Source organism: Streptomyces sp. NPDC056503 (assembly GCF_042794995.1).
Lineage (GTDB): Bacteria > Actinomycetota > Actinomycetes > Streptomycetales > Streptomycetaceae > Streptomyces.
The window spans coordinates 1-12,492 of record NZ_JBHTST010000154.1 but is presented as its reverse complement, the minus strand read 5'-3'; the positions used below and the strand labels follow the sequence as shown (position 1 = coordinate 12,492).

General features: G+C 72.7%; 12 protein-coding genes. 8 read left to right on the top strand and 4 right to left on the bottom strand.

Translation table 11 applies throughout. The features are described from left to right. Nucleotides 1-72 precede the first annotated feature (72 nt). Entirely contained in the window at nucleotides 73-1,485 is a 1,413-nt protein-coding gene (locus tag ACFQ8C_RS31935) for a family 2B encapsulin nanocompartment shell protein (protein WP_383464393.1), read from the bottom strand. 277 nt (nucleotides 1,486-1,762) lie between these two features. Here ACFQ8C_RS31935 and ACFQ8C_RS31930 point away from each other — a divergent pair, with 277 nt between their 5' ends. After that, nucleotides 1,763-2,353: an N-acetylmuramoyl-L-alanine amidase gene (locus ACFQ8C_RS31930; RefSeq protein WP_383464390.1), complete on the top strand. Its 591-nt coding sequence runs from the start codon at nucleotides 1,763-1,765 to the stop codon at nucleotides 2,351-2,353. Between the two features lie 238 nt (nucleotides 2,354-2,591). Beyond that, nucleotides 2,592-3,497, top strand: a complete 906-nt coding sequence (locus ACFQ8C_RS31925; RefSeq protein ID WP_383464387.1) for a 1-aminocyclopropane-1-carboxylate deaminase/D-cysteine desulfhydrase — start codon at nucleotides 2,592-2,594, stop codon at nucleotides 3,495-3,497. On the opposite strand, the gene ACFQ8C_RS31920 is transcribed toward ACFQ8C_RS31925, so the two are convergent. Continuing rightward, complete coding sequence (locus ACFQ8C_RS31920) at nucleotides 3,476-5,071, bottom strand: Na+/H+ antiporter (RefSeq protein ID WP_383464384.1); 1,596 nt, start codon at nucleotides 5,069-5,071, stop codon at nucleotides 3,476-3,478. The genes ACFQ8C_RS31925 and ACFQ8C_RS31920 overlap by 22 nt on opposite strands. A 160-nt stretch (nucleotides 5,072-5,231) precedes the next feature. Here ACFQ8C_RS31920 and ACFQ8C_RS31915 point away from each other — a divergent pair, with 160 nt between their 5' ends. From ACFQ8C_RS31915 to ACFQ8C_RS31905, 3 genes are all read left to right on the top strand, one after another. Continuing rightward, nucleotides 5,232-5,492, top strand: coding sequence for a UBP-type zinc finger domain-containing protein (locus ACFQ8C_RS31915; RefSeq protein ID WP_383464381.1), 261 nt, complete (start codon nucleotides 5,232-5,234; stop codon nucleotides 5,490-5,492). Between the two features lie 284 nt (nucleotides 5,493-5,776). After that, nucleotides 5,777-6,190, top strand: coding sequence for an anti-sigma regulatory factor (locus ACFQ8C_RS31910; RefSeq protein WP_030492700.1), 414 nt, complete (start codon nucleotides 5,777-5,779; stop codon nucleotides 6,188-6,190). Nucleotides 6,191-6,273: 83 nt separating this feature from the next. Then, complete coding sequence (locus ACFQ8C_RS31905; protein WP_383464377.1) at nucleotides 6,274-7,269, top strand: RNA polymerase sigma factor SigF; 996 nt, start codon at nucleotides 6,274-6,276, stop codon at nucleotides 7,267-7,269. A gap of 10 nt (nucleotides 7,270-7,279) precedes the next feature. On the opposite strand, the gene ACFQ8C_RS31900 is transcribed toward ACFQ8C_RS31905, so the two are convergent. Then, complete coding sequence (locus ACFQ8C_RS31900) at nucleotides 7,280-7,693, bottom strand: hypothetical protein (protein ID WP_383464374.1); 414 nt, start codon at nucleotides 7,691-7,693, stop codon at nucleotides 7,280-7,282. A 192-nt stretch (nucleotides 7,694-7,885) separates the two neighbouring features. Here ACFQ8C_RS31900 and ACFQ8C_RS31895 point away from each other — a divergent pair, with 192 nt between their 5' ends. Together ACFQ8C_RS31895 and ACFQ8C_RS31890 are read left to right on the top strand one after the other, a co-directional pair. Then, nucleotides 7,886-8,854 (top strand): diacylglycerol/lipid kinase family protein, encoded by a 969-nt coding sequence (locus ACFQ8C_RS31895; RefSeq protein WP_383464371.1) that lies wholly within the window; start codon nucleotides 7,886-7,888, stop codon nucleotides 8,852-8,854. 317 nt (nucleotides 8,855-9,171) lie between these two features. After that, on the top strand, nucleotides 9,172-9,429 hold the full coding sequence (locus ACFQ8C_RS31890) for a WhiB family transcriptional regulator (protein WP_003953983.1): 258 nt from the start codon (nucleotides 9,172-9,174) through the stop codon (nucleotides 9,427-9,429). A 171-nt stretch (nucleotides 9,430-9,600) separates the two neighbouring features. On the opposite strand, the gene ACFQ8C_RS31885 is transcribed toward ACFQ8C_RS31890, so the two are convergent. Then, nucleotides 9,601-11,067: a sensor histidine kinase gene (locus tag ACFQ8C_RS31885; protein WP_383464423.1), complete on the bottom strand. Its 1,467-nt coding sequence runs from the start codon at nucleotides 11,065-11,067 to the stop codon at nucleotides 9,601-9,603. Nucleotides 11,068-11,660: 593 nt separating this feature from the next. Here ACFQ8C_RS31885 and nagB point away from each other — a divergent pair. Beyond that, complete coding sequence (gene nagB, locus ACFQ8C_RS31880; protein ID WP_383464368.1) at nucleotides 11,661-12,446, top strand: glucosamine-6-phosphate deaminase; 786 nt, start codon at nucleotides 11,661-11,663, stop codon at nucleotides 12,444-12,446. The last annotated feature ends 46 nt before the right edge of the window (nucleotides 12,447-12,492 follow it).

The following is a 12,492-nucleotide window of genomic DNA, read 5'->3' as shown; positions in this document are numbered from 1 at the left end:
TCCCGGGGGGGCGGGGCCCCCGCCCCCGGGGGGCGGGGGGGGGGGGGGGGGGGGCCCCGGCCCGGCCGGTGCTCAGCGGCGCCGGCTGATCTCGACGTTCTCCAGGACTCCGAGCGCGTCGGGCACGAGGACCGCGGCGGAGTAGTAGGTCGTGACCAGGTAGGAGATGATCGCCTGCTCGTCGATGCCCGCGAAGCGGACCGAGAGGCCGGGCTCCACCTCGTCGGGGAGGCCGGTCTGGTGCAGGCCGATGACCCCCTGGTCGGACTCGCCGGTGCGCATGCAGATGATCGAGCTGGTGCCGGCGGAGGTCACCGGGATCTTGTCGCAGGGGTAGATCGGGACCCCGCGCCAGGTCGGGATCCGGGTGCCGGCCACGTCGAGCGTCTCGGGCACCAGACCCCGCCGGTTGAGCTCGCGGCCGATGGCCGCGATGGCCTTCGGGTGGGCGAGGAAGAGCTTGGAGCCGCGGCGGCGGGAGAGCAGCTCGTCGAGGTCGTCGGGGCCGGGGACGCCGTCGTGCGGCTGGATCCGCTGCCCGTAGTCGCAGTTGGCGAGGAGGCCGAACTCCCGGTTGTTCACCAGCTCGTGCTCCTGGCGCTCGCGCAGGGCCTCGACCGTGAGCCGCAGCTGGTGCTCGGTCTGGTTCATCGGGTGGTTGTAGAGGTCCGCCACGCGCGTGTGCACCTTGAGCACGGTCTGGGCGAGGCTCAGCTCGTACTCGCGCGGGGTGGCCTCGTAGTCCACGAAGGCGTGCGGGACGACGGCCTCGCCGACGTGGCCCGCGGAGAGGTCGATGGCGGCCTCGCCGAAGCTGTTGGTGGACCGCTCGGCGCGGCCGGCGATCCCGGCGAGGTGGGAGGCGAGCGAGCCGGCGCGGGCGGCCAGGGCGGCCACGTCGGCGCGGGTGAGCTCCAGGACCGTGCAGGCGGTGGCGGCGCGGGCGGTCCACTCCCAGGTGGCGTCCTCGTCGAGGAGGGCGGCGTCGCCGAAGTAGGAGCCGTCGGCGAGGACGCCGAGCACCGCCTCGTCGCCGTACGGGCCTTCGCCGAGCTGCTCGACGCGGCCGTGCGCGAGGAGGTAGGCGCGGTCGGCCGGGGCGCCGGCGACCGCGATGACCTCGCCGGCGGCGACGTCGCGCTGGGTACAGCGGGCCGCGAGCTCCGTGAGGGCCGCCTCGTCCTCGTATCCGCGCAGGGCCGGCAGTTCGCCCAGCTCGGCGGGGATCACCGCGACCCGGTCACCGGTCTGGACGAAGGTGACGCGGCCGTCGCCCACCGCGTAGCTGAGCCGCCGGTTGACCCGGTAGGCACCGCCCTTGGTCTCGACCCAGGGCAGCGTCCGCAGCAGCCAGCGGGAGGTGATCTCCTGCATCTGCGGGGCCGACTTGGTGGTCGAGGCGAGGTTCCGCGCGGCGGCGGTGCCGAGACTCTGCTGCGGAGCCCGCTCCGCGAGGACCTCGTCGCCAACCGAACCAACGGACATGGAACTCCCTCTCGTACGTCTGACTTGCGAAAGGAAGCCTTTCAGCACGGAACGTGGCGGCGCCATTACACAATCGGGTGGGACTGTTCGGTGGTCTTCGGGGCATGTCACCGGATTTCCCGCCGCCCGGCGGGGCGTGGGACTCGGCCGGTCTGTCCGGTTCGGCTCGCACGCGGCTCGAACGGATGGCAGCGGAGGAACGGACTCCGGTACTCCGGAGGTTCGGGGTCCGTTCCGCCGGAGGGCCGGAAGCCCGAAAGCCTGGAAGGAGCTCACCATGGCCGTTCCGCTGTCCGCGAGCAGGATCCTCTCCGCACTGCGCGGCGAGGGCCTGTCGGTCGTCGAGGTCGGCGACTGGTCCACCCACAACAGGAACCACAAGGGCCCCTGGGGGCCGGTGCACGGGGTGATGGTCCACCACACCGTCACCCGGGGCACCGCGACCACCGTCCGCATCTGCCGCGACGGTTACGCGGGGCTGCCGGGCCCGCTGTGCCACGGCGTCATCGCCAAGGACGGCACCGTCCACCTGGTCGGCCACGGGCGCGCCAACCACGCCGGGCTCGGCGACGACGAGGTGCTGCGGGCCGTCATCGCCGAGCACGCCCTGCCGGTGGACGACGAGGCCACCACCGACGGCAACCGCCACTTCTACGGCTTCGAGTGCGAGAACCTCGGCGACGGCGCGGACCCCTGGCCCAAGGCGCAGCTGGAGGCGATCGCGAAGGCGTCGGCGGCGCTCTGCCGGGCGCACGGCTGGACCCACCGCTCGGTCATCGGCCACCGCGAGTGGCAGCCGGGGAAGACGGACCCGCGCGGCTTCACCATGGCGTCGATGCGCGAGCGCGTCGCCGAACTGCTGCGCTGAACCACCGCGCCGAACCGCCGCGCCGAGCAGTCCCGCGGCACGCGCGCGTACGGGCGGAGTGCCGGTACGCGCGCGTACGGGCCGGGACGCGCGCGTACGGGCCGGGACGACGCCCGCCTCCCGGCTCCCGGGTTCCGGGTTCCGGGTTCCGGGTTCCGGGTTCCGGGTTCCGGGCTCCGATTCCCCGGGTCCCCGGCCCGGGCTCCCCCACGCGCGCGTGGCCCGCGAGAATGGCCGGGTGGACACGTACGACCTCTCCGCCCTGCGACCCCGGCTCCCCTCGCCCCTGGAGCCGGTGGAGGACGAGCGGTTCACCCGGCGCGGGCTGACCCTGCTGCTGAAGCGGGACGACCTGATCCACCCCGCCCTGCCCGGCAACAAGTGGCGCAAGCTCGCGCTCAACCTGCGGGCGGCGGGCGGGCGGCCGGTGCTGACCTTCGGCGGCGCGTACTCCAACCACCTGCGGGCCACCGCCGCCGCCGGGCGGCTGCTCGGCTTCCCCACGATCGGGGTCGTGCGCGGAGACGAGCTGGCCGGGCGTCCGCTGAACCCCTCGCTGGCGCGGTGCGCGGCGGACGGGATGCGGCTGGAGTTCGTGGACCGCTCCACGTACCGGGCGAAGCACGAGCCGGCGGTGCTCGCCGCGCTCCTCGACCGGGCCCCGGAGGGGACGTACGTGGTCCCCGAGGGCGGCAGCAACGCGCTCGCGGTGGAGGGGTGCGCGCCGCTCGGCGGGGAGCTGGCCGGGCTCGCGGACGTGGCGGCGGTGGCCTGCGGCACGGGCGGCACCCTGGCGGGCCTGGCGGCCGGTTTCGGCGGCCGGACGCTGGGGGTGCCGGTGCTCAGGGGCGGTTTCCTCGGCGGCGAGGTGCGGGCCCTCCAGGAGGCGGCCTTCGGCGGCCCGCGCGGCGCCTGGTGGCTGGACGAGCGCTTCCACTGCGGCGGCTACGGCCGGACGACCCCGGAACTGGACGCCTTCGCACAGGACTTCGAGGCGCGGCATGGACTCGCCATCGAGCGGCTGTATGTCGCCAAAATGCTCCTCGCACTGGTGTCCCTCGCCGAGGAGGACGCCTTCCCGCCCGGGACCCGGATCGCGGCGGTGGTCACCGGCACCCGGGATCAGTCGGTCTCCTCGCGGTAGGCGGCCGCCTCCTCCAGGTCGAGGCGGCGCAGCAGGGTGCGCATCATCTCGTCGTCGATCCGGCGCTCGTCCCTGAGCCGGACGAAGACCTCGCGCTCGGCCTCGATCATCTCGCGCGAGAGCCGCCGGTAGGTGTCGTCGGCGGTCTCGCCGGTGAGCTCGTTGACCGCGCCGAGGCGCTCCCAGACGCTGTTGCGGCGGCGCTCCAGGACGGTGCGGAGCCGGTCGGCGAGGGGGGCCGGCAGGGTGTTGCGCCCGTCGGCGAGGAGTTCGTCGAGGCGGGCCTCGGCGGCCCGGGAGGCCTCGCTCTGGGCCTGCGCCTCGGCGAGGGTCTCCTGGTAGCGGTCGCGGCCGGGGAGCTTCAGGAACCGGATCAGCGGGGGCAGGGTGAGGCCCTGGACGACGAGGGTGGAGATGACGGTGGTGAAGGTGAGGAAGAGGACGAGGTTGCGGGCGGGGAACTCGACGCCGTCGGTGACGACGGGGATGGAGAAGGCGATGGCGAGCGAGACCACCCCGCGCATGCCGGCCCAGCCCACGACCACCGGTGCCTTCCAGTCGACGCCCGGCTCGCGCTCCCGGACCCGGGCGGAGAGCCGGCGGGGCAGGAAGGTGGCCGGGAAGACCCAGACGAAGCGGACCACGACGACGAAGACGAAGACCCCGAAGGCGTACCAGAGGGCCTCCCCGATGCCGTACTGGCCGAGCCCCTGGACGACGTAGGGGAGCTGGAGGCCGATCAGGGCGAAGACGGCGGACTCCAGGACGAAGGCGACCATCTTCCACACGGCCTCCTCCTGGAGGCGGGTGGCGAAGTCGACCTTCCACGCCTTGTGCCCGAGGAAGAGGCCGACCACGACGACGGCGAGCACACCGGAGGCGTGCACCTCCTCGGCCGCCGCGTAGGCGATGAAGGGGATGAGGAGGGAGAGGGTGTTCTGGAGCAGCGGTTCGGTGAGGCGGGTCCGCAGCCAGTGGATCGGCACCATGAGGAGCAGGCCGACGCCGACGCCGCCGACCGCGGCGAGCGCGAACTCGCCGAGGCCGCCGGCCCAGCTGATGCCCGCCCCGACGGCGGCGGCGAGGGCGACCTTGTAGGCGGTGATGGCGGTGGCGTCGTTCACCAGGGACTCGCCCTGGAGGATCGTGGTGATCCGGTGGGGCAGGCCGAGCCGACGGGCGATGGCGGTGGCGGCCACCGCGTCCGGCGGGGCGATCACCGCGCCGAGGACGAGGGCGGCGGTGAGCGGCAGGTCGGGGACGAGGACGTACGCGAGCCAGCCGACGGCCACGGTGGCGAAGAGGACGTACCCGACGGAGAGCAGCGCGACGGGCCGGATGTTGGCCCGCAGGTCCAGGTAGGAGGACTCGACGGCGGCCGTGTAGAGCAGCGGCGGCAGGATCAGCGGCAGCACGACGTGCGGGTCGAGGGTGTAGTCGGGGACGCCCGGCACGTACGAGGCGACCAGGCCGACCGTGACGAGGAGGAGCGGGGCCGGTACGGGGGTGCGGCGGGCGAGTCCCGCCACCGCCGCGCTCGCCGCCACCAGTGCCACCAGTCGCAGTGCGTCCATGCCGCCCCTCCACCGTCCTGTCTCGCCGCTCGCCTCGTCCACCGGTCCGGAACACCCGGTCCGGCCCACCTGGTCCGGTACGCCCGGTCCCGTACGTCCGGTCCGGTCCGCCCGGTCCGAGCCGTCGGGTCCCGGGCGCCCGCCACGTACCCTGGCCATCATGATCGAGTGCCTGCACGTAGCAGAAATGCCGCGCCCCGAGCCGGCCCCGCTCCACGAGACCTGCCCCGAGTGCCTGGCCGACGGGACGAACCCGGTGCAGCTGCGGCTCTGCCTGACCTGCGGGCACGTGGGCTGCTGCGACTCCTCGCAGGGGCGGCACGCGACCGGGCACTTCGGCGCGACCGGGCACCCGGTGATGCGGACCTTCGAACCGGGCGAGGCCTGGCGCTGGTGCTTCGTGGACGAGTCGCTGGTCTGAGGCGGTCTCTTGGGGACGGGGCGGTTCGACGGGCGGGCCGCTGGGTACGTCACCCCTCCGCCGGTCACCACTGCGTTTCGGTCCCCGCACACCCCTGGCCACGGTCCGCGCCCATGGGCCTACCATGAGTGACGGGCCGGGATCGGGGGCCCGGGGGCTTGCGGCGACACGGCAGGATGGATCGCGATAGCGTCACCGCGGACCGCGCAGCCCCTGCGTGACCGCCGGTCCGGGGGTCTTTCCCCCCGGGCCCCGATTGAGCTTGTGCCACCTTGGAGGTGAGGGTGTCCCAGATCGCAGGCGAGCCCGGGACCCAGGACTTCGTGGAAGTCCGGCTGCCCGCTGCGGGTGCCTATCTGTCCGTGCTGCGTACGGCCACGGCCGGCCTCGCGGCGCGCTTGGACTTCACCCTCGACGAGATCGAGGACTTGCGGATCGCGGTGGACGAGGCCTGCGCGATCCTGCTCCAGCAGGCGGTGCCCGGCTCGGTCCTGAGCTGCGTCTTCCGGCTGGTGGACGACTCCCTCGACGTGACCGTGTCCGCGCCGACGACGGACGGCCGGGCCCCCGAGCGGGACACCTTCGCCTGGACGGTGCTGTCGGCGCTGGCCGGCAAGGTCGAGTCCTCGGTCGCGGAGGACAACACGGTCTCGATCAGCCTGTACAAACAGCGCGGCGCGGGGCCAGGCCCGGCGTGAGGAGCGGGGACGCGACGGCCGGCATCCCCGGTCAGCAGGCAGCACGGCCGCATGAGGTCGCTACGGAGCAGCAGGCGGACCAGATGAGCGAGCACGAGCAGGAGCACGACGAGGCTCCCCCGGCACCGGCACCGGCCGCGGCCCCGCACGGGACGACCCTGGACGGGACCGCGACGGACGGGACCGCCACGGGTGGGACCACCACGGACGCGGCCGCGGCGGACTCGGCGGCGGACGGCGGCGGGGCGCGGGCCGACGGGGCCGCGACCGGTGACGCCCCGGACTCGGCGACGCCCGGCCACGGCGCCACGCACGGTCACCACCCGCAGGACCGCAGCGGCGCCCGCGCGCTCTTCGTGGAGCTGCGGTCGCTGCCGGAGGGCTCCCCCGAGAAGGCCGAGCTCCGCAACCGTCTGGTGCGGATGCACCTGCCGCTGGTGGAGCACCTGGCGCGACGCTTCCGCAACCGCGGCGAGCCGCTGGACGACCTGACGCAGGTGGCGACGATCGGCCTGATCAAGTCGGTCGACCGCTTCGACCCGGAGCGGGGCGTGGAGTTCTCCACGTACGCGACGCCCACGGTGGTCGGCGAGATCAAGCGTCACTTCCGCGACAAGGGATGGGCGGTACGGGTCCCCCGCCGCCTCCAGGAGCTGCGGCTCTCCCTGACGACGGCGACGGCGGAGCTGTCCCAGCAGCACGGGCGCTCGCCGACCGTGCACGAGCTGGCGGAGCGGCTCGGGATCTCCGAGGAGGAGGTCCTGGAGGGCCTGGAGTCGGCCAACGCCTATTCGACGCTCTCCCTGGACGTGCCGGACACCGACGACGAGTCGCCGGCGGTCGCGGACACGCTCGGCGCGGAGGACGAGGCCCTGGAGGGGGTCGAGTACCGGGAGTCGCTCAAACCGCTCCTGGAGGACCTCCCGCCCCGGGAGAAGCGGATCCTGCTGCTGCGGTTCTTCGGGAACATGACCCAGTCGCAGATCGCGCAGGAGGTCGGCATCTCGCAGATGCACGTCTCCCGGCTGCTCGCCAGGACCCTGGCGCAGCTCCGGGAGAAGCTCCTCGTGGAGGAGTGACCTCCGGGACTCAGCCCTCCTGGCCGGGGCGCCGGATGCCGAGCGCCTCGGTCGTGGCCGGGTTCACCAGGAGGACGAGCCCGGTCACGGCGAGCACGGCGAGCACGATCCCGTACGGGATCACGCCCTCGGACCGGAGCATCTGCCAGGCGACCGGCAGGGCGAGGATCTGGGTGATCACGGCCGGGCCGCGGCTCCAGGAGCGCATCCGCCACAGGCCTCGGGCGGCGGCGAGCGGGATGAGGCCGAGCGCGCACAGCGTCACTCCGCCGGTCACCCCGCCGGTGAGGTCCTCGCCCCCGTCGGACAGCGTCCGCACCAGCATGTAGACGCCGCCGGCGAGAAGCCCGAGTGCCTCGACGAGTGCCACGCCCGCGGCGGCGGCCAGGCGGGTGGGGCGGGGGGTCTGCTCCGTGCTGCTCATGCAGGGCAGCGTAACGGGACGCCCTCGGGCCCCGGGTCCGGGACCTGGCGGGACCCGGCCTGGAACCGGCCTGGACCCGGCCGGGTTCCCGGGCGGGGCCCAGGCCGGGGGGTGCGCCGGGGGCGGTCGTGGGGGTGTCCGGGGAGCGGGCGGGGCTGGGATCGGTACCGCCGGGTAGGTACCCTGGCGGGCATGCGCGCACTTCTCGTGGTCAACCCGGCAGCCACCACCACCAGTGCCCGCACCCGTGACGTGCTGATCCACGCGCTGGCGAGCGAGATGAAGCTGGAGGCCGTCAGCACCGAGTACCGCGGGCACGCCCGGGACCTCGGGCGGCGGGCGGCCGAGTCGGGCGAGATCGACCTGGTCGTGGCGCTCGGCGGCGACGGCACGGTCAACGAGGTCGTGAACGGGCTGCTGCACGGCGGGCCCGATCCGGACCGGCTGCCGGGCCTGGCGGTGGTGCCGGGCGGTTCGACCAACGTCTTCGCCCGCGCGCTGGGGCTGCCGAACGACGCCGTGGAGGCGACCGGCGCCCTGCTGGACGCGCTGCGGGAGCGGCGGGCCCGGACGGTGAGCCTGGGGCTCGCCTCGGGGACGCCGGACACTCCGGACGAGGAGGTGCCGGCCCGCTGGTTCACCTTCTGCGCCGGACTCGGTTTCGACGCGAGCGTGATCGGCCGGGTCGAACAGCAGCGCGAGCGCGGGAAGCGGTCCACGCACGCGCTCTATCTGCGCCAGGTGTTCCGCCAGTTCCTGGAGGAACCGCACCGGCGGCACGGGACGATCACCCTGGAGCGGCCCGGCGCCGAGCCGGTGGAGGACCTGGTCCTCTCCATAATCTGCAACACCTCCCCCTGGACCTACCTGGGCAATCGCCCGGTGTACGCGTCCCCGGAGGCGTCCTTCGAGACCGCGCTCGACGTGCTCGGACTGAGCCGGCTGTCGACCCCGGCGGTGGCCCGGTACGCCACTCAGCTGCTCACTTCGACCCCCGAACGGGGCCCTCGCGGCAAGCACGCCACGACTCTGCACGACCTGACCGACTTCACCTTGCATTCGAAGGTGCCCCTCCCTCTCCAGATGGACGGAGACCACCTCGGACTGCGTACGAGCGTGACGTTCACAGGCGTACGCCGTGCACTGCGTGTGATTGTGTGAGTGGAAGGGCCGAAAGTCCTTGCACTCGAACGTTTAGGCGCGCATCCACCCCTTAGAAGTACGGCTGTGACCTAGCCGACACCGAGGAATCAAAAAAAACTTTCCGGAAGGGGTTGTATCCGCTGCCGAGGTTTGCGAGTCTCTTCTTGGCGATCGGGACGGCCCGCAAGACCGGCCTCCACTGAGAGCCAGAACCCCTCCTCAAACCAGGACCACACCGGTTCATCCGGCAGTCGGCCCTTCACTTGTTGGGGGATTCGTGAAAGCGTTCACATTCACAAGCAACTTGCACGTAATAACCAAGAGAGGTAGCAGCCATGGACTGGCGTCACAACGCCGTTTGTCGTGAGGAAGACCCCGAGCTGTTCTTCCCCATCGGCAACACCGGTCCTGCGCTGCTGCAGATCGAGGAAGCCAAGGCCGTCTGCCGCCGCTGCCCCGTCATGGAGCAGTGCCTGCAGTGGGCGCTCGAGTCCGGCCAGGACTCCGGCGTCTGGGGTGGCCTCAGCGAGGACGAGCGTCGCGCGATGAAGCGCCGCGCCGCCCGCAACCGGGCGCGCAACGCCAGCGCCTGAGCCACCTGCACAGCCTGAGGCAAGCGGCGCGTACACCGCGTACGCATTCACCGCCCCCGAGCCGCAGCGCGCAGCAGTAAAGCAGTACCCCACAGCATTCGAGCCCCGGACCGATTCACTTCGGTCCGGGGCTCGCTGCTGTGCGTGACCGGCGACCGGCCCCGCCGGGCCCTACTTCTGCGGGCGCACCGGGACGTCCAGGACCACCTTGGTGCCGCGCTCGCTGCCGGGCCTCATGTCGAAGGTGCCGCCCAACTCCCCCTCCACCAGGGTCCGTACGATCTGGAGCCCGAGGTTGCCGGCCTTCTGCGGGTCGAAGCCCTCTGGCAGGCCGCGGCCGTCGTCGCGGACGGTGATGAGCAGGCGGGCGTCGGGGCGGGGTTCGCCGCGGACCGCGCTGACCTCGACCGTGCCGTGCTCGCCGGGGGCGAAGGCGTGCTCCAGGGCGTTCTGCAGGACCTCGGTGAGGACCATGGAGAGCGGGGTGGCGACCTCCGCGTCCAGGATGCCGAAGCGGCCGTTGCGCCGGCAGGTGACCTTGCCCGGGGAGATCTCGGCGACCATCGCGATGACCCGGTCGGCGATCTCGTCGAACTCCACCCGCTCGTCCAGGTTCTGGGACAGCGTCTCGTGGACGATGGCGATCGAACCGACGCGCCGGACCGCCTCGTTGAGCGCCTCACGGCCCCGGTCGGAATCCATCCGGCGGGCCTGGAGCCGCAACAGGGCGGCCACCGTCTGGAGGTTGTTCTTCACCCGGTGGTGGATCTCCCGGATGGTGGCGTCCTTGGTGATCAACTCGCGCTCGCGGCGGCGCAGTTCCGTGACGTCCCGGAGGAGGACCAGGGAGCCGATCCGGCTGCCCTTGGGCTTGAGCGGGATGGACCGCAGCTGGATGACCCCGCCGCTGCCCTCCACCTCGAAGTTCCGGGGGGCGTAGCCGGAGGCGAGTTTGACCAGGGCCTCGTCGACCGGGCCCCGGGAGGGGGCCAGTTCGGCGGTGATCTGGCCGAGGTGCTGGCCGACCAGGTCGGCGGCGAGGCCGAGCCGGTGGTAGGCGGAGAGCGCGTTGGGCGAGGCGTACTGGACCATGCCGTCGGCGTCCAGGCGGACCAGGCCGTCGCCGGCCCGCGGCAGCGAGTCCATGTCGGACTGCTCACCGGGGTAGGGGAAGGTGCCGGCCGCGATCATCTGGGCGAGGTCCGAGGCCGACTGGAGGTAGGTGAGCTCCAGCCGGGAGGGGGTGCGGACGGTCAGCAGGTTGGTGTTCCGGGCGATCACGCCGAGGACCCGGCCCTCGCGGCGCACGGGGATGGACTCGACCCGGACCGGGACCTCCTCGCGCCACTCGGGGTCGCCCTCGCGGACGATCCTGCCCTCGTCGAGGGCGGCGTCCAGGAGCGGGCGGCGGCCGCGCGGGACCAGGTGTCCGACCATGTCGTCCTGGTAGGAGGTGGGGCCGGTGTTGGGCCGCATCTGGGCGACGGAGACGTACCGGGTGCCGTCGAGGGTGGGGACCCAGAGCACGAGGTCGGCGAAGGAGAGGTCGGAGAGCAGCTGCCACTCCGACACCAGCAGGTGGAGCCACTCCAGGTCGGAGTCGCTCAGGGCGGTGTGCTGGCGGACGAGGTCGTTCATGGAGGGCACGGTGCGAGCGTACCCGCGGAATTAACAGCCGGTGAACCTGGCTCTTCGGGGCTCCGTGTTGGAGGATGGGCCCGGAAACACCGCGTTCAGGTGGATGGACAGACAAGAATGGTCTAGTCCACAATGAACGCATCGAACTCCACACAGCCTCCATCCTCCCCGCACAGGAGGATGGACGAGGTACCCGGCGCACTCTGCCCTGACTGCGTCGAGACCTCCCTTCACGGCCGAGGGTCCGCACACCCCCGGCCGGGTACACCCGGGCTGCGGTGCCGGGCGGGTTGAGGGTCCCGCCAGGCGCCGCGGCCCGCGGTCTTTTCCGGGCCCCGCCACGGCGGGGCCCTTCTTCGTGCCCCCCCCATCCCCCTCCCCTCACCCCTCCCCCACCCCGGTCGGGGGTGTGCGGGCGGGGTTCGAGTGGCTGGCGGGTGACGCGCGGCCGACGATGGAGGGGCCGGGAGGCGCGGGCCGTCCGGGGTGCGGAACGGCATGAGGAGACGGGCCTCACTCTGCTAGATTTGGACTTTGATTGGTCTATACCACATGGCCCCTCCCCAGCCCCTCACCAGATCGGCAGGCACAGCGTGGAAGTTGTCATCGTCAAGGACGCCAAGGCGGGCGGAGAGCTCATCGCGGACGGCATCGCCGACCTCCTGCGCCGCAAGCCCGACGCGCTGCTCGGCGTGGCCACGGGCTCGACCCCGATCCCGATCTACGACGCCCTGATCGCCCAGGTCCGGGCCGGCTCCGTGGACCCCTCCCGGGCCCGCATCGCCCAGCTGGACGAGTACGTCGGACTGCCCGCCGGGCACCCGGAGTCGTACCGCTCGACCGTGCTGCGCCAGGTCGTGGAGCCGCTCGGCCTCCCCGAGGACCACTTCATGGGCCCGGACGGCTCCGCCGAGGACGTCCAGGCGGCCTGCGAGGCGTACGACAAGGCGCTGGTCGACGCCGGCGGCGTGGACCTCCAGATCCTCGGCATCGGCACCGACGGGCACATCGGCTTCAACGAGCCCTGCTCCTCGCTCGCCTCCCGCACCCGGATCAAGACCCTCACCGAGCAGACCCGGGTGGACAACGCCCGCTTCTTCGACGACGACATCGAGCAGGTCCCGCACCACGTCATCACCCAGGGCATCGGCACCATCCTGGAGGCCCGCCACCTGGTGCTGCTCGCCACCGGCGAGGGCAAGGCCGAGGCCGTCGCGCAGACCGTCGAGGGCCCCGTCGCGGCGCTCGTGCCGGCCTCCGCGCTCCAGCTCCACCCGCACGCCACCGTGGTCGTGGACGAGGCCGCCGCCTCCAAGCTGAAGCTCGCCGACTACTTCCGGCACACCTACGCCAGCAAGCCCTCCTGGCAGGGCATCTGATCCCCTGAGGGGACGCGCGAAGGGGCCCGGCACCTGATCCCAGGTG

What these genes read in the sequence shown, in the direction of transcription:
- ACFQ8C_RS31930 (WP_383464390.1), top strand. Translation starts at nt 1,763, where the DNA reads ATGGCCGTTCCGCTGTCCGCGAGCAGGATCCTCTCCGCACTGCGCGGC.
- ACFQ8C_RS31905 (WP_383464377.1), top strand. Translation starts at nt 6,274, where the DNA reads ATGAGCGAGCACGAGCAGGAGCACGACGAGGCTCCCCCGGCACCGGCA.
- ACFQ8C_RS31915 (WP_383464381.1), top strand. Translation starts at nt 5,232, where the DNA reads ATGATCGAGTGCCTGCACGTAGCAGAAATGCCGCGCCCCGAGCCGGCC.
- ACFQ8C_RS31895 (WP_383464371.1), top strand. Translation starts at nt 7,886, where the DNA reads ATGCGCGCACTTCTCGTGGTCAACCCGGCAGCCACCACCACCAGTGCC.
- ACFQ8C_RS31885 (WP_383464423.1), bottom strand. Translation starts at nt 11,067, where the DNA reads ATGAACGACCTCGTCCGCCAGCACACCGCCCTGAGCGACTCCGACCTG.
- ACFQ8C_RS31890 (WP_003953983.1), top strand. Translation starts at nt 9,172, where the DNA reads ATGGACTGGCGTCACAACGCCGTTTGTCGTGAGGAAGACCCCGAGCTG.
- ACFQ8C_RS31935 (WP_383464393.1), bottom strand. Translation starts at nt 1,485, where the DNA reads ATGTCCGTTGGTTCGGTTGGCGACGAGGTCCTCGCGGAGCGGGCTCCG.
- ACFQ8C_RS31900 (WP_383464374.1), bottom strand. Translation starts at nt 7,693, where the DNA reads ATGAGCAGCACGGAGCAGACCCCCCGCCCCACCCGCCTGGCCGCCGCC.
- ACFQ8C_RS31920 (WP_383464384.1), bottom strand. Translation starts at nt 5,071, where the DNA reads ATGGACGCACTGCGACTGGTGGCACTGGTGGCGGCGAGCGCGGCGGTG.